Raw genomic sequence first — 14,739 nt, 5'->3', positions numbered from 1 at the left:
GGAACGCAGTTAGTCTGCGACTTACTTATCGAGCCGGGCGATCAGGCTCGACGTGTCCCAGCGGTTGCCGCCCATTTTTTGCACCTCGGCATAGAACTGGTCGACGATGGCCGTGACCGGCAGGCTCGCGCCGTTCTTGCGCGCTTCGCCGAGCACGATGGACAGGTCCTTACGCATCCAGTCGACGGCAAAGCCGAAGTCGAACTTGCCCTGGTTCATGGTCTTGCCGCGGTTCTCCATCTGCCACGAGCCGGCGGCGCCCTTCGAGATCACCTCCAGCACCGCATCGATGTCGAGGCCGGCCTTCTTGCCGAAATGGATGCCCTCGGCCAGTCCCTGCACGAGGCCGGCGATGCAGATCTGGTTGATCATCTTGGTGAGCTGGCCGGAGCCGGTGGGGCCGAGAAGCCGGCAGGCGCGGGCAAAGCTCATGATCACCGGCTCGGCCTTGCCGTAAGGCTCGGCATCGCCGCCGCACATCACCGTGAGAACGCCGTTCTCCGCGCCGGCCTGGCCGCCCGAGACCGGGGCGTCGATAAAGGCGAAGCCCTTCTCCTGAGCGGCGGCGTAAAGCTCGCGCGCCACTTCCGCCGAGGCGGTGGTGTGGTCGACGAAGATGGCACCCTTGCCCATGCCGTGGAAGGCGCCGTCGTCCCCGAGCGTCACCTGGCGCAGGTCGTCGTCGTTGCCCACGCAGGCGAAGACGATCTCCTGGCCCTCGGCCGCCTCACGGGGAGTCTTGGCGGCGCGCCCGCCGTTCTCCGACACCCACTTGTCCGCCTTGGCGCCCGTGCGGTTGTAGACCGTCACCTCATGACCCTTGTCCTTGAGGTGACGCGCCATGGGATAGCCCATCACGCCAAGTCCGAGGAATGCAACCTTCGCCATCGTCCGCTCCTTGAAAATGCCTTTCGGTTCTAGGAAGAGAGGAGGCCAGGGTCAAACGGCACTATTTGATATCGAAGGAAAAATATTTGGCCCGGATCTGGTCATAGGTGCCGTTGGCCTGCACCTCGGCGATGGCGCGGTTGAACCGCTCGCGCAAGGCCTCGTCCTCCTTGCGCAGGCCGACGCCGTAGGATTGGTGCCGGTAGGCCGGATCCTTGGGCGTGTCGCCGAGGATATGGCAGCAGCTGCCCTCGCGGCTTGCCAGGAACCGGGTCAGCAGGCGCTTGTCGCCGAAGACCGCATCGAGACGCCCGACGAGGAGGTCGAGATTGGCCTCGTCCGGCTTCGCATAGACCTCGATCTGCGAGTCCTTGTAGAATTCCCTTAGGTAAGTTTCGTGGTCGCTGCGGTCCGTCGTGCCGATGGTCTTGCCGGCGAGGGCCGCGGGCGAGACTTCGCCTGGAGCCGTTTCCTTCGAGCCGATGAAGATTGCCGGGATGCGGTAATAGGGCTCCGAGAAGGCGATGCGCTTCCTGCGCCGTTCCGTGATCTCCATCGACGACATGATGGCATCGTATTGCCGGTCCAGGAGACCGCGGACGAGGCCGTCCCATTCGTGCTGGACGAGTTCGCACCGGGCCTGCATGGCCTCGCACAAGCTCTTGAGCAGGTCGACCTCGAAGCCCTGCAGCTCGTTGTTGGCATCGATGAAGTTGAAAGGGGGATAAGCGCCCTCGATGGCGACGCGGATCACAGGCTGCGGTCCGGGCGCTTGCGCCTGCGACACGCATGGGCTCATGCCCAGCCCGAGCAGCAGCCCGGCAGCAATCGCCAGTCTTCGTCCAAACCTCGATACGCTCACGGCAGCCCAGCCCAAATGGTCGAGCTCGATATCACTTGAAAATACTGAACAGTCAAATGACAGGCTGTCTCAGTACTTGCCGGCAGCAGTAAAAAAGCGGACTAACCACCCGTGACGCTCATGTGGCGGCTCAGCGCCGGGCGGGAGTGGCGCCGGTCGATGATGAAGTCGTGCCCCTTGGGCTTGCGGGCGATCGCGTCGACGATGGCGCGGTCGAGCAACTCGTTGCTCTCGGAGGCCCGCACCGGCGCCCGCATGTCGGCCGCATCCTCCTGGCCGAGGCACATGAAGAGCTGGCCGGTGCAGGTCACGCGCACCCGATTGCAGCTTTCGCAGAAATTGTGGGTCATCGGCGTGATGAAGCCGAGCCGTCCGCCGGTCTCCTTCACCCGCGCGTACCGGGCCGGACCACCCGTGCGGTCGTCGAGATCCTGTAGCGTGTAGCGCGCCGCAAGGCGAGCGCGGACCATGGACAGAGGGAGAAACTGGTCGATGCGCTGACCGTCGATCTCCCCTAAAGGCATCACCTCGATAAGCGTCAGGTCCATGCCGCGGCCGTGGGCCCATTCGAGCAGGGTCTCCAGCTCGTCCTCGTTGACGCCTTTCAGCGCAACAGCGTTTATCTTGACCTGCAGCCCGGCACCTTGAGCGGCATCGAGCCCCTGCATGACCTTGGCGAGATCACCCCACCGGGTGATGGCGCGGAACTTGTCCGGGTCGAGGGTGTCGAGCGAAACGTTGATGCGCCTGACGCCGCAGGCCGCCAGATCCTTCGCATGGCGAGCGAGCTGCGAGCCGTTGGTGGTGACCGTCAGCTCGTCGAGGGCGCCCGAATCCAGGTGGCGGGAGAGGGAGCCGAACAGGGTCATGATGTCCCGGCGCACCAGGGGCTCGCCGCCGGTGATCCGCAGCTTGCGCACGCCCTTGGCCACGAAGGCCGAGCAGATGCGGTCGAGCTCCTCCAGGGTCAGCAGGTCGCGCTTGGGCAGGAAGGCCATGTCCTCGGACATGCAATAGACGCAGCGGAAGTCGCAGCGATCCGTCACCGAGACACGCAGGTACGTGATGGCCCGGCCGAACGGGTCCATCAGGGAATGACCGATCTCGGAGGTCTCAAGCTGAGCCGGAATGGCTCTCATGGGGGAAACGCTCTCGCTCACAGGAATCTTGCTTCAATCCGCATCATCAAGCACGTAGCGTCAATTGCAACCGGGAAAAGGGTGAGATCATGGCATCGGAGCGCTGGCCGATGGAGCTTCGGCTCGCCAAAGACAAACGCAGCCTGCATGTCGCCTTCGACGACGGCACGGCTTTCGACCTGCCGGCCGAGTACCTGCGGGTGACCAGCCCCTCGGCCGAGGTGCAGGGGCACAGCCCTGCCGAGCGCAAAACCGTGCCGGGCAAGCGCGAGGTGGCGATCATCGGCGTGGAGCCGGTGGGCAATTATGCCGTGAAGCTGGTCTTCGACGACCTGCACGATACCGGGATCTATGGCTGGGATTATCTCTACCGGCTTGGGACAGAGCAGGGGGAGAAATGGCAGGCTTATCTCGACGAGCTGGCTGCCAAAGGGCTGTCGCGGGACAGGGTGCGGTGAAGTCTAGCCGCGCTGTCATTCCGGGGCGCCGAAGGCGAGCCCGGAATCCATAAACACAAAGCTATCCTCATGAGCGAGGCGGCTCAAGAATGCTTTATCCTGCACCGTCAGTGGTTATGGATTCCGGGCTCCGCTGCGCGGCCCCGGAATGACAGTGGAGGGCTTCAGAAATGACAATGGCCGGCACGAGGCCGGCCATGCCTTGATAAATGTGAATCCTTACCGAAGAACCACCACCCGCGAGCCGACTTTCGCGCGGTTGTACAGGTCCGTCACGTCCTCGTTGGTCATGCGGATGCAGCCCGAGGAGACGGCCTCGCCGATCGTCTCGGGCTCGTTCGAGCCGTGGATCCGGTAGATGGTGCTGCCGATGTAGAGGGCGCGGGCGCCGAGCGGGTTGTCCGGGCCGCCCTTCATGTAGCGCGGCAGGTCGGGACGGCGCTTGAGCATGGCCGCCGGCGGGCGCCAGTCCGGCCATTCGCGCTTCATGGTGACGGAATGGGTGCCCGACCAGGTGAAGCCCGGCCGACCCACGCCGACGCCGTACTGGACGGCCTGGCCGTTGCCGAGCACGTACCACAGGCGGCGCTCGCTGGTGGAGACCACGATCGTGCCCGGAGCATAGCGGCCGTTGAAGGTTACGATCTGCCGCGGAACCGCGGACGCCTGCGCCCGGTACGTCTCCTCGGCGCTGTAGAGCGGCTGGCGGGTGAGAGGATCGATGGCCGTAAATGCCGCAGCTGGAGTCGCAAACGCGACGAAGGCGCAAGCAAGCCCGGTGAGAGCAGCGCGAGTGCGTCCCATAATTGCCTCGGTTTGAACACGTTGATGGCGGGTCTGTGATTGCTCAACGCAACAGCCCCGCTTGGGATCCATGCAGTACCAGGATTTTGCTACACAATCCTAGTGCCGATCAGCCACATCCTCGCCGTGTCGTAACCGGGTGGTTAAAGTCAGGCTGCCACAATCCCTGCAACAAAATACTTGCCGGCTTGGCAGCTTCTTTGGCTTGACGCCGGGGGTTCTGCGCCTTTAGAAGGCCCTTGTCAGGGCGCGTAGCTCAGCGGGAGAGCATTCGCTTCACACGCGAAGGGTCACAGGTTCAATCCCTGTCGCGCCCACCATTTTCTTCCTGACAGCAAGCTTCACATGATCGTGTGCACGAGGTGCATACGCGCTCTTCTGTGCGCACTAGGCCGCAAGCGGCCTCATGAGGCGCTGGACGGCAGGAAACAGCTCGTCGAAATGCTTGATCACCAGGTCCGGCTCCAGCCTCTGGACCGGCACGTCCGTGTAGCCGAAGGGAACGGCAACGACCGGAATGCCGGCGTTCTTCGCCGTCACGATATCCGTACGCGAGTCGCCGATCATCACGGCGCGGCTCGGGTGACCGCCCGCCCGCTCGATGGTGAGCGTCAGGTGGCGCGGGTCCGGCTTGAAGTAGCGGAAGGTATCGCGGCCGCAATTGGCCGCGAAGCGATGGCCAACCCCAAGCTCGTGCAGGAGCCTCACCGAATGCTCCTCGACCTTGTTGGTGCAGACCGCCAGGATGAATCCTGCCTCCTCCAGCCGGTCGAGGGCCTCGGCCACGCCGGGATAGAGCCGGGTCCGGACGCAGATGTTCTCGCCGTAATGGACCATGAACTGCCGGAACAGCTCGTCGAGATAATCCGGCGTCAGCTCCTTGCCGGCCGCCTCGAAGCCGCGCTGAATCAAGGCGCGGGCGCCGGCACCGATCATGTCGCGGGCTTTCCGTACAGGCAGGGGCGCCAATCCCTCGCGATCGAGGATCACGTTCAGGGTTCCGACGAGGTCGCCGGCCGTTTCGGCCAGGGTTCCATCGAGGTCGAAGACGGCGATGGGCGAGACATTGTGTGGGGTATCAATGGCCATGAAGGTCGGCTACCTGCTGCGGGCAAGGGAATCAAGCATCGGGATGATAAGGTCCTAAGGTTGATTCGTTCTTACCGAATGGAGTGTTGAATGCGGCCCTTTGGTACCGCGGCGTTTGTTTTCACAGCCCTGGCGTTGGGAGGCCCCGCCCTGGCTGCGTCCTATGATTTCGTTCCCGCTCCCCAGACTGACCTGAACCGTATTTATAGGATCGATCGGATCACCGGCGAGGTCAGCTCCTGCCAATATGGTCTCCAGGAAGGGACAATCGGCGTGACCCTGTGCTTCAGCGCGGGCGAGGGTGCCGGTGCTCAGGCTCCGGGCGAGTATGGGCTCGTCGCCTCCCGCCACGAGCGGGAAGGGGGCGTGTTCCGGGTCAATTACCGGACCGGCCAGATGAGTATCTGCTACGTGTTCGACGAGCGGGTGGTGTGCACCCCGCAGACGACCCCGTCGCCGGCGACCTCCTCGGCGGCCGCTCCCGTGGCTACGCCCAGTGTGAGCCCAGGTTCGGGGGCATCGCCGCAGCGCCCTTAAGACCCTTGCCGGGTCGCCAGGGGCTGCTCATCCATGAAACGTTCTTTCTTCCAGGCGCTCCGGCATGCTAGAGGCGGGTCATACGGCCCTCCGGCCGGGCGCCTCCTTAATGTCAGAGGATTTCCGTGAGCGACACTCTCAAGCGCGCAGCAGCCGAAAGGGCCGCCCAGATCGTCACCGACGGGATGAGGCTTGGGCTTGGCACCGGCTCGACCGCGGCGCATTTCGTCGCGGCCATCGGCGAACGGGTGCGTGGCGGGTTGAAGGTCGTGGGCGTGCCCACCTCAGAGGCGACCCGCGAGCAGGCTCAGCGCGAGGGCATTCCTCTCACCACCCTGGACGAAACGCCGGACCTCGACCTGACGGTCGACGGGGCCGACGAGCTCGACAACGACCTGCGCCTCATCAAGGGCGGCGGCGGCGCACTGCTGCGGGAGAAGATCGTTGCCTCCGCGAGCCAGCGCATGATCGTCATTGCCGATGGGTCGAAGCTCGTGACGAAGCTCGGACGCTTCCCGCTCCCCATCGAGGTGATGCCCTTCGGCCTCACCGCCACGGAGCGCGCCATCGCCCGGCTGCTTGACTCCCTGTCCATGACCGGCGAGCTGCGCCTCCGGCACGCCGCCGACGGCGCGCCCTACGTGACGGACGGGGGCCATTTCATTCTCGATGCGCATCTCGAGCGCATCGACAAGCCGAACGTGCTTGCCTCGACGCTGAACAACATCCCCGGCGTCGTGGAGCACGGTCTTTTCCTGAGCCTGGCCACCGGCGCGATTCTCGCCAACGCTGACGGGCTCGTCGAACTCGGTCAGCTCTGACCGGAACCATGACGATTGGAGCCTCTTCTATGATCCGTAACGCTTCCCGACTGGCTGCGACCTCCGTCGCGCTGTTCATGCTCGCCAGCCCGGTTTTCGCCCAGGCGCAGCCAAGCGCCAGCCATATGGCACTCGCACGCGAGGTCGCCATCACGTCCGGCATGACCCGCTCGTTTGACGCCATGGTCGAGCCGTTCCTCGATCAGCTGCAGCAGATGAACGTGACCCGCCCTGAGATCAAGCAGGACCTCGACCAGGTCGTGGCCCAGATCCGGCCCGAGCTCGACAAGGAAAAGCAGAAGATGGTCGACAACGCCGCGCGGGCTTTCGCCAGCCGGATGACCGAGGCCGAGCTAAAAACCATCTCCGACTTCTACAAGTCTCCTGCGGGCAAGAAGTACGTGGAGACCCAGCCGGGCATCCTCGACGACGTCGTTCGGGATCTGGCGACCTGGACGCAGCAGACCGCCCAGTTCGTGATGACCCGCGCCCGCGAAGAGATGGGCAAGCGCGGCCATCAGCTCCAGTAAGGCGCGCCCTCCGCTCCACTCTGGAAAGGCTCGGGCAACCGAGCCTTTATATTGTCGAGGCTCAACCTCAGGATTGTTTTAGACGGATTGAGGTGTGAGACGAGGTTTCATCGGGCGCCGGTCGGGGATGACCCTGCGGGACATTGACGAAGCTTTCGCCGATCACGCCGTCATCCTGCCCCAGGGCAGGGCCAGGGGCCGTTTCATGGTAGGTCTTTTTCCCCCGAACGAAGTGGAGCGTCTCGCCGCCCTCCGGAGGCTCGACATCATCGATGCTCCGGCCTCTCCCTCCCTGGACCGCATCTGTCGCGTGGCCCAGCAGCTGTTCGACGTTCCGATCGCTGCCGTGACCTTTCTGGATGACACGCAGCAATGGCTTAAATCCACTGTCGGGATCGGCGATCTCAAGGTTACCGCGCGCGAGCACTCCTTCTGCCAGTATACGATCATGCATGACGAGGTTTTCGTCGTGCCCGATGCCAAGGCAGACCGGACCCTTGCGGCCAATCCCTACGTGGCCGGCGAGCCCGGGATTCGGTTCTATGCGGGTGTGCCTCTGACGACGGAGCCCGGGATCAGGCTCGGATCCTTGTGCGTGATCGACACCGAGCCGCGCGAGTTCCAGCCGCATCAGGCGGCTGTTCTCGCCGGCTTGGGACGGCTTGTCGTCGACGAGCTGTGGCTCCACCACCTTGAGCAGGTCGGTCTCGCCCGGACGAACCTGGATCCTGCGCCCGCACGCGCAACGCCGCTCGCCTTCGATCTGGCGGCTCCTATCACCAGCGAGCAGATCCGTGCCGGGCGAGCCTTGCTCAACTGGTCGGTGCGCGAGCTCGCCGACGCGTCGGGGATCTCCGCCACAACGATCAAGCGCATCGAGGCCCATGGCAGCGATATCGTGCGCAAGGCAAGTATCGATGCCATCAGGCGGGCCATGGAAGGCCAAGGAGTCGAGTTCACAGCCTCGTCTGACGCAAAGGTCGGGCTGAGCATCGATCTGAATTGCAAATAGCGATTTGCATTTTTGCCACGTAGAACCCGCAGATTCCTCTGCGTCACTGCCCCAATCTTAAAGGGCCGTTAGGAGTTACTGGCCAAATTGGCGCCAGTTCAGGTCGGGGCTCGGTCCGGCCTGATCGACAGCGTCTTCCGCATCTCCCCACAGGGTGGCGCCAAGACGCGCCAATGGGCGAGCCTTGGGGGCGGTCAATGTTTATGTTTCGGTCGAACGGCGAGATGTCGGACAAGCTGGAGGCCCTGGATCGGTCTCAGGCCATCATCGAGTTCAAGCTCGATGGCACCATCCTGACCGCCAACGAGAACTTTCTCGACACGATGGGATACCGGCTGGAGGAGATCCAGGGCCGGCACCACAGCCTGTTCGTGGACCCGGCCGAGCAGGCCAGCGCGGAGTACCGCGAGTTCTGGGCCGCTCTGAACCGGGGCGAAGCGCAGACGGCCGAGTATTGGCGTTTCGGCATGGGCGGGAAGGAGGTCTGGATCCAGGCTTCCTACAATCCTGTGCTCGACCGGAGCGGAAAGCCCTACAAAGTGGTGAAGTTCGCCACGGACACCACCGAGCAGAAGCTTCAGGCCGCGGACTTCGAAGGGCAGATCAAAGCCATCAACCGTTCCCAGGCGGTCATCGCCTTCAAGCTCGATGGAACTATCCTGACGGCGAACGAGAACTTCCTCAGCACGATGGGCTACGGCCTCGACGAGATTCAGGGGCGGCATCACAGCCTGTTCGTCGAGCCCGACTATCGCAACAGCCAGGAATACCGGGATTTCTGGGCATCTCTCGCGCGGGGCGAGTACCAGTCGGCCGAGTACAAGCGCATCGGCAAGGGCGGTCGCGAGGTCTGGATCCAGGCCTCCTACAACCCGATCCTCGACATGGCGGGACGTCCTTACAAAGTCATCAAGTTCGCCACCGACATCACCGCGCAGGTGCATGAACGGATCCGCCGCGCCGGGATCCAGAAGTCGATTGCCGCCGAACTCGTCGAGATCACGACAGCGATTGCCGGCGTCACGGGACAGGCCGAAGGCGCAGCCAACGCATCGAGCGAGACGTCGCAGAACGTGCACGCGGTTGCAGCCGGGGCCGAGGAGCTTGCGGCATCCGTCAACGAGATCGGTCAGCAGGTCAATCACGCGCTGTCCATTTCCACCGAGGCGGTCGAGCAGGGCAGGCAGACGAACGCCATCGTGTCGGGCCTTTCCGCCTCGGCGCAGAAGATCGGCGAGATCATCACCCTCATCGACAGCATCGCGTCCAAGACCAATCTCCTCGCGCTGAATGCCACCATCGAAGCCGCACGGGCAGGTGAGGCGGGCCGCGGCTTTGCGGTGGTTGCCGCCGAGGTAAAGAGCCTGGCCACGCAGACCGCGAGGGCGACGGAGGAGATCGGTGCGCAGATCGGTCAGACCCAGGCCGCAACCCAGCAGGTCGTAACAGCCATCGAGGCGATCACCTCGACGGTTCAGAGGATCAACGAAATTTCGGTCGCGATCTCCGCCGCCGTGGAAGAGCAGTCGGCGGTGACGCAGGAGATGTCGTCCAACATGCAGGGAGCCTCGCGCAGCGTCTCCTCGATCAGCGCCAGCATGAACGAGATCGCGCGCTCCGCAGAGCTGGTAAGCACGGCCACCCTGAGAGTCCGCGAGGCGTCCGCGTCAATCGGGTGATGGGCGGGTGATCTGCGGCGGGCATGACCTGTAACAACCCTGATAAGACGAAGGCGCCTCGCGGAGAGGCGCCTTTGCTTTTCGCGAACAGGTTTGGACGCTTAGTCCTCCACCGCCTTGAAGCGCCCCAGCCCCTTGAGGAAGAAGGGCAGGACGAGGGCGATGAGGGCGATGGCAAGCAGCGTTGCCGAGATCGTGCTCTGCAGAAGCGTCATCGGGTCCCCGAGGCTGATCGACAGCGCGCGCCGCAGCTGGCTTTCCGCCACGGGCCCGAGGATCAGGCCTACGACCACCGGAGCGATGGGGAAGTCGAAGCGCCGCATCAGGAAGCCGAGGATACCGAAAACGGTCAGCATGATGAGCTCCACCGGGGACGGGTTGGCCGCGATGGTGCCGACGGTGGCGAAGACCAGAATGCCTGCATAGAGCCAGGGCTGGGGGATGGCGAGCAAGCGGACCCACAGGCCGACGAGCGGCAGGTTCAGCACCAGCAGCATGCCGTTGGCGATGAACAGGCTGGCGATCAGGCCCCAGACGAGATCGGGGCGCTCGGCAAACAGCAGCGGACCGGGATTGAGCCCGTATTGCTGGAAGCCGGCCAGCAGCATGGCGGCTGTGGCGGAGGTCGGAAGTCCCAGGGTCAGCAGGGGCACCAGAGTGCCGGCGGCTGACGCATTGTTGGCAGCCTCAGGGCCGGCGACACCCTCGATGGCGCCGTGGCCGAATTCCTCCGGATGCTTGGTGAGGCGCCGTTCGGTCGAATAGGACAGGAAGGTTGGAATTTCGGCGCCACCGGCCGGAAGGGCCCCGATGGGAAAGCCGAAGAGCGTTCCGCGGATCCAGGGCTTCCAGGAGCGCTTCCAGTCTTCCTTCGTCATCCAGAGAGAGCCGCGAACCGGCTCCAGCTTCTCCTCCTGGATGTGGCGTCGGGACGCCACGTAGAGCGCCTCGCCGATGGCGAAGAGACCGACCGCCAGGGTCGTGACCTCGATGTTGTCGTAGAGCTCCGGAACGCCGAAGCTCAGGCGCGACTGGCCGGACAGGATGTCGATACCCACCAGACCGAGCATCAGGCCGATGAAGAGGCTTGTGAGGCCGCGCACGGGCGAGTCGCCGAAGGTGGCCGAGACCGTCACGAAGGCCACGCACATCAGGGCGAAGTAATCCTCGGGGCCGAAGCTGACGGCGATGTCCACGAGGTAGGGAGCCAGGAACGTGAGCCCGAGCGTCGCGATGGTGCCGGCCACGAAGGAGCCGATGGCCGAGGTGGCCAGAGCAGGACCGCCGCGTCCGGCCTTGGCCATCTTGTTGCCTTCGAGGGCGGTTGCCATCGAGGCGCTTTCGCCCGGCGTGTTGATGAGGATCGCCGTGGTGGAGCCGCCATACATGCCACCGTAATAGATGCCGGCGAACATGATGATGGAGCCTGCCGGATCGAGCTTGAAGGTGATCGGCAGCAGCAGCGCCACGGTGAGCGCCGGGCCGATGCCGGGCAGCACGCCCACGGCGGTTCCGAGAAGGACGCCGATGAGCGCGAAGAGCAGGTTCATCGGCTGGATCGCGACGGAAAGGCCGTTCACGAGCGAAACGAAAGCGTCCATGTCAGGCCTCAGAACAGGTTTTCGAGGGGGCCTGCCGGCAGCGACAGGGTCAGGAGCTTCCCGAGAAGCAGATAGACGAACAGGGCCAATCCGGCGCCGATCAGCAGGTCCACGAAAAAGGCGCGGCGTCCGAATGCGGTCGAGGTCGCGGCGAACAGGATGGCGGTGCCGATCATGAAGCCCCAGCCGAAGGCGATCAGGACGATCAGGATCGCGAGGCCGCCGAGAATCAGGACGATTGGGGTCCAATCCAGGCTCTCGCGCTCAGGGAGGTCGCCCCTGAAAGCGGAGATGCCGTTGCCGATGGCCAAGACGGCAAGGCCGATGGACACGATGACCGGCATGACCTTCGGACCCAGGTCGTAAGGGGACAGGATCTGAAGCTTGCTCATGTCCCACCAGACCACGCCTGCCAGAACGAGAAGAATGATGGCGATGACGAGGCCCGCCACGTCGATGCGCCGCTGGGGAGATGAAGTCATGGCATTTCCTGCAAAAAAGAAGCGCCGCGCTTCATGGACGCGGCGCTTCGGAGGTCATTCTAGGCTTGAGCTTACGACTTCACCAGCCCAACCGACGTCAGGACTTCCTTGGTGCGGGCCTGCTCGTCGGCCAGGATCTTGGCGAAGACATCGCCGGACACGTAAGAATCTTCCCAGCCCTTCTGCTTGAGGATCGCCTGCCACTCGGCGGACTTCGCCATCTTGTCCATGGCGTCGACGAGGGCCTTCTTCTGGTCGGCAGAGATGCCCGGAGGAGCGACGACGGCGCGCCAGTTGGCGATCTCGATGTCGACGCCCTGCGCCTTGATCGAGGGCTTGTCGGTGGTGCCCTGGTTGGCGGGCGTCGTCAGGCCGAGAAGGCGCAGCTTGCCGGCTTTGATCTGGCTCTCGAACTCGCCGTAGCCGGATATGCCGGCCGTGACCTTGCCGCCGAGAATCGCCGCCAGGGCTTCGCCGCCGCCGGAGAAGGGAATGTAGTTGATCTTCGTCGGGTCGGCGCCCGCAGCCTTGGCGAACAGGGCCGCGGCGATGTGATCGACGCCGCCCGCCGAACCGCCGGCCCAGGTCACCTTGGCCGGGTCGGCCTTGAGGGCATCGGCCAGTTCCTTGGCGGTCTTGATCGGGGAGTCGGCCGGAACGACGATGGCCTCGTATTCCGCCGTCAGGCGGGCGATCGGCGTGGTCTGCTCGAGGGTGACCGGCGATTTGTTGGTCAGCAGGGCGCCCACCATCACATAGCCCATGACCATGAGCTGGTTGCCGTCGCCCTTGGAGTTGTTCACGAGTTGGGCGATGCCGATGGAGCCGCCGGCGCCGGGCACGTTGGTGACCTGCGCGCTCTTGGCGATGCCGGACTGGGTCAGGGCCTGTTGCATGGAGCGGGCCGTCTGGTCCCAGCCGCCGCCGGGCGCTGCCGGAGCCATGATCTTGAGCTCCATCTGGGCCGCAGCCGAGGTGACGAATCCGGCGACGGCCGCAACGGCGAGTGCGCTGCGCCAGAGCCCTTTGCGAAATTGAGTCATGTGGTTTCCTCCGTTGACGCTGCCGTGCAGTCAGAGCGTCCTGGGGCAGACCCTAAAGAGGGAAAAGGGGAGCCGCAAGCGCTTGCTCCTTTATCGCTGTTGAACCTTGACGTAAGAGCATCGCCATAGAGCGGGCAGCCATGTGCTCGAAGCAGGGCTGGCGGGCGACATCGCCTGAAACTGTCCCTATATGAACTGTCTGAACAGGATTCGAGCGGAGACCGCGCCATGACCTCATTCGATGTTGACCTCTTCGTCATCGGAGGCGGATCGGGCGGCGTGCGCGCGGCCCGGATCGCGGCCGGTTACGGCGCGAAGGTGATGCTGGCCGAGGAGTACCGGGTCGGCGGCACCTGCGTGATCCGCGGCTGCGTGCCCAAGAAGCTGATGGTCTATGCCAGCCGCTTCGCCGAGGAATTTCATGAAGCGGAAGGATTCGGCTGGAGCGTCGGCGAGACCCGCTTCGACTGGGCGACCCTGATCCGCAACAAGGACAGGGAAATCGACCGGCTTGAGGGCATCTACCGGACCAACTTGGACAAGGCCGGCGTCGAGATCGTCGACAGCCGGGCCGTGATCGAGGATGCGCATACGGTTCATGTGCTCAAGACCGGTGCGCGGATCCGCGCCCGCTATATCCTCGTGGCGGTGGGCGCCCATCCGACCCTGGAGCCGGTCATTCCCGGCGGCGAGCTCGGCATCACGTCCAACGAGGTCTTCCACCTGGAAGCCCAGCCGAAGCGCGTCCTGGTGGTCGGCGGCGGCTACATCGCCGTTGAATTCGCAGGCGTTTTCGCCGGTCTCGGCAGCGAGGTCACGCTGCTGCACCGGGGCGACATGCTCCTGCGCGGTTTCGACGACGATGTGCGCGCGGCTTTGGGTGAGGCTTATGCCCAACGCGGGGTCAACCTGGCCCTGGGCCGAACCCTCACGAGCTTGGAGAAGACGCCGGGAGGCATTGCCGCCACCCTGTCCGACGGCTCGGTTCTGACCGTCGATCAGGTTCTCGTTGCGACCGGGCGGCGCCCCAACACGAAAGGACTCGGCCTGGAGAAGGCGGGGATCACCCTCGACGAGGTCGGAGCGATCCCGGTGGATGCCTATTCCCAGACCCTCATCCCCTCGATCTATGCGGTGGGCGACGTCACCAACCGGGCGAACCTCACCCCCATCGCTATCCGCGAGGGCCATGCCTTTGCCGATACGGTGTTCGGGGGCAAGCCCACGATGGTCGACCACGACCTGATCCCGACCGCCGTGTTCTCGACCCCTGAGATCGGCGTCATCGGCTGCGGCGAGGCCGCGGCCCGGGCGATCTACGGCGAGATCGACGTCTACAAAACGGCCTTCCGGCCCATGAAGGCCACCCTTTCGGGCGGCAAGGACCGGGTATTCATGAAGCTGATCGTCGACAAAGCCACCGACAAGGTCGTGGGCGTCCACATCATGGGGCACGATGCGGGCGAGATGATCCAGCTCGCCGGCATTGCCGTCACCATGGGGGCCACCAAGGCCGATTTCGACCGCACTGTGGCGGTTCACCCAACGGCCGCGGAGGAGCTGGTGACCATGCGCACGCCGGTCGTTGTGAAGAAGCCGCAGGCGGTGGGGTGACGGAATCGTCGCACCGGACCAGGGTGCCTCCGCACTCGCCTTTTTGTTTATGTCGTGTATAGGTGCCTTTTCATGCCGCTTGTTGCGGCGCACGATGAGCATCGAAGAAAGGACACGGGGGTAAGTGTCATGACTGAGCGGTGGACGCCCGACAGCTGGAGAAACAAGCCGATCCAGCAG

At 64.3% G+C, this 14,739-nt stretch carries 15 protein-coding genes and 1 tRNA gene; 8 read left to right on the top strand and 8 right to left on the bottom strand.

Going from position 1 to position 14,739, the window contains the following annotated elements; translation table 11 throughout:
• Window positions 1-21: 21 nt before the first annotated feature.
• From JQC81_RS24160 to moaA, 3 genes are all read right to left on the bottom strand, one after another.
• Window positions 22-906, bottom strand: coding sequence for an NAD(P)-dependent oxidoreductase (locus tag JQC81_RS24160; protein WP_312887576.1), 885 nt, complete (start codon window positions 904-906; stop codon window positions 22-24).
• A gap of 43 nt (window positions 907-949) precedes the next feature.
• Window positions 950-1,675, bottom strand: a complete 726-nt coding sequence (locus JQC81_RS24155; RefSeq protein ID WP_203274357.1) for an ABC transporter substrate-binding protein — start codon at window positions 1,673-1,675, stop codon at window positions 950-952.
• Window positions 1,676-1,851: 176 nt separating this feature from the next.
• Window positions 1,852-2,889: a GTP 3',8-cyclase MoaA gene (gene moaA / locus JQC81_RS24150; RefSeq protein WP_203274356.1), complete on the bottom strand. Its 1,038-nt coding sequence runs from the start codon at window positions 2,887-2,889 to the stop codon at window positions 1,852-1,854.
• Between the two features lie 89 nt (window positions 2,890-2,978).
• On the opposite strand from moaA, the gene JQC81_RS24145 reads away from it, so the two are divergent.
• A complete protein-coding gene (locus JQC81_RS24145) occupies window positions 2,979-3,347 on the top strand; it encodes a gamma-butyrobetaine hydroxylase family protein (protein WP_203274355.1) in 369 nt (122 codons plus the stop codon).
• Window positions 3,348-3,566: 219 nt separating this feature from the next.
• Here JQC81_RS24145 and JQC81_RS24140 read toward each other — a convergent pair whose 3' ends face one another.
• Complete coding sequence (locus tag JQC81_RS24140; protein WP_203274354.1) at window positions 3,567-4,151, bottom strand: L,D-transpeptidase; 585 nt, start codon at window positions 4,149-4,151, stop codon at window positions 3,567-3,569.
• 245 nt (window positions 4,152-4,396) lie between these two features.
• On the opposite strand from JQC81_RS24140, the gene JQC81_RS24135 reads away from it, so the two are divergent.
• Window positions 4,397-4,471, top strand: a tRNA-Val gene (locus tag JQC81_RS24135).
• A gap of 67 nt (window positions 4,472-4,538) precedes the next feature.
• Here JQC81_RS24135 and JQC81_RS24130 read toward each other — a convergent pair.
• Window positions 4,539-5,240 carry an HAD family hydrolase gene (locus tag JQC81_RS24130; RefSeq protein WP_203274353.1) on the bottom strand — a complete coding sequence of 234 codons (702 nt, stop codon included), beginning with the start codon at window positions 5,238-5,240 and terminating at the stop codon, window positions 4,539-4,541.
• 90 nt (window positions 5,241-5,330) lie between these two features.
• Here JQC81_RS24130 and JQC81_RS24125 point away from each other — a divergent pair, with 90 nt between their 5' ends.
• The 5 genes from JQC81_RS24125 (at window position 5,331) to JQC81_RS24105 (ending at window position 9,819) form a co-directional block, all read left to right on the top strand.
• Entirely contained in the window at window positions 5,331-5,777 is a 447-nt protein-coding gene (locus JQC81_RS24125; RefSeq protein WP_203274352.1) for a hypothetical protein, read from the top strand.
• 125 nt (window positions 5,778-5,902) lie between these two features.
• The gene (gene rpiA / locus JQC81_RS24120) at window positions 5,903-6,598 is read left to right on the top strand and encodes a ribose-5-phosphate isomerase RpiA (RefSeq protein WP_203274351.1); all 696 of its coding nucleotides are present in this window, start codon (window positions 5,903-5,905) and stop codon (window positions 6,596-6,598) included.
• Between the two features lie 29 nt (window positions 6,599-6,627).
• On the top strand, window positions 6,628-7,128 hold the full coding sequence (locus tag JQC81_RS24115; protein WP_203274350.1) for a DUF2059 domain-containing protein: 501 nt from the start codon (window positions 6,628-6,630) through the stop codon (window positions 7,126-7,128).
• A 94-nt stretch (window positions 7,129-7,222) separates the two neighbouring features.
• Entirely contained in the window at window positions 7,223-8,140 is a 918-nt protein-coding gene (locus JQC81_RS24110) for a GAF domain-containing protein (RefSeq protein WP_203274349.1), read from the top strand.
• 197 nt (window positions 8,141-8,337) lie between these two features.
• Window positions 8,338-9,819, top strand: a complete 1,482-nt coding sequence (locus tag JQC81_RS24105; protein ID WP_203274348.1) for a methyl-accepting chemotaxis protein — start codon at window positions 8,338-8,340, stop codon at window positions 9,817-9,819.
• Window positions 9,820-9,920: 101 nt separating this feature from the next.
• On the opposite strand, the gene JQC81_RS24100 is transcribed toward JQC81_RS24105, so the two are convergent.
• The 3 genes from JQC81_RS24100 to JQC81_RS24090 all read right to left on the bottom strand — a co-directional run bounded on the left by JQC81_RS24100 (window position 9,921) and on the right by JQC81_RS24090 (window position 12,945).
• A complete protein-coding gene (locus JQC81_RS24100) occupies window positions 9,921-11,420 on the bottom strand; it encodes a tripartite tricarboxylate transporter permease (protein WP_203274347.1) in 1,500 nt (499 codons plus the stop codon).
• A gap of 8 nt (window positions 11,421-11,428) precedes the next feature.
• Window positions 11,429-11,902, bottom strand: coding sequence for a tripartite tricarboxylate transporter TctB family protein (locus JQC81_RS24095; RefSeq protein WP_203274346.1), 474 nt, complete (start codon window positions 11,900-11,902; stop codon window positions 11,429-11,431).
• A 71-nt stretch (window positions 11,903-11,973) separates the two neighbouring features.
• Entirely contained in the window at window positions 11,974-12,945 is a 972-nt protein-coding gene (locus tag JQC81_RS24090; protein ID WP_203274345.1) for a Bug family tripartite tricarboxylate transporter substrate binding protein, read from the bottom strand.
• Window positions 12,946-13,173: 228 nt separating this feature from the next.
• On the opposite strand from JQC81_RS24090, the gene gor reads away from it, so the two are divergent.
• On the top strand, window positions 13,174-14,559 hold the full coding sequence (gene gor / locus JQC81_RS24085; RefSeq protein ID WP_203274344.1) for a glutathione-disulfide reductase: 1,386 nt from the start codon (window positions 13,174-13,176) through the stop codon (window positions 14,557-14,559).
• The last annotated feature ends 180 nt before the right edge of the window (window positions 14,560-14,739 follow it).

Source organism: Microvirga arabica (assembly GCF_016811235.1).
Classification (GTDB): domain Bacteria; phylum Pseudomonadota; class Alphaproteobacteria; order Rhizobiales; family Beijerinckiaceae; genus Microvirga; species Microvirga arabica.
This window is presented reverse-complemented; position numbering and strand designations above follow the sequence as displayed.

Bases quoted from the DNA above. Each gene is read 5' to 3' on its own strand.
- gor (WP_203274344.1), top strand. From the start codon at position 13,174: ATGACCTCATTCGATGTTGACCTCTTCGTCATCGGAGGCGGATCGGGC.
- JQC81_RS24115 (WP_203274350.1), top strand. From the start codon at position 6,628: ATGATCCGTAACGCTTCCCGACTGGCTGCGACCTCCGTCGCGCTGTTC.
- JQC81_RS24140 (WP_203274354.1), bottom strand. From the start codon at position 4,151: ATGGGACGCACTCGCGCTGCTCTCACCGGGCTTGCTTGCGCCTTCGTC.
- moaA (WP_203274356.1), bottom strand. From the start codon at position 2,889: ATGAGAGCCATTCCGGCTCAGCTTGAGACCTCCGAGATCGGTCATTCC.
- JQC81_RS24130 (WP_203274353.1), bottom strand. From the start codon at position 5,240: ATGGCCATTGATACCCCACACAATGTCTCGCCCATCGCCGTCTTCGAC.
- JQC81_RS24095 (WP_203274346.1), bottom strand. From the start codon at position 11,902: ATGACTTCATCTCCCCAGCGGCGCATCGACGTGGCGGGCCTCGTCATC.
- JQC81_RS24105 (WP_203274348.1), top strand. From the start codon at position 8,338: ATGTTTATGTTTCGGTCGAACGGCGAGATGTCGGACAAGCTGGAGGCC.
- JQC81_RS24100 (WP_203274347.1), bottom strand. From the start codon at position 11,420: ATGGACGCTTTCGTTTCGCTCGTGAACGGCCTTTCCGTCGCGATCCAG.
- JQC81_RS24125 (WP_203274352.1), top strand. From the start codon at position 5,331: ATGCGGCCCTTTGGTACCGCGGCGTTTGTTTTCACAGCCCTGGCGTTG.
- JQC81_RS24090 (WP_203274345.1), bottom strand. From the start codon at position 12,945: ATGACTCAATTTCGCAAAGGGCTCTGGCGCAGCGCACTCGCCGTTGCG.
- JQC81_RS24145 (WP_203274355.1), top strand. From the start codon at position 2,979: ATGGCATCGGAGCGCTGGCCGATGGAGCTTCGGCTCGCCAAAGACAAA.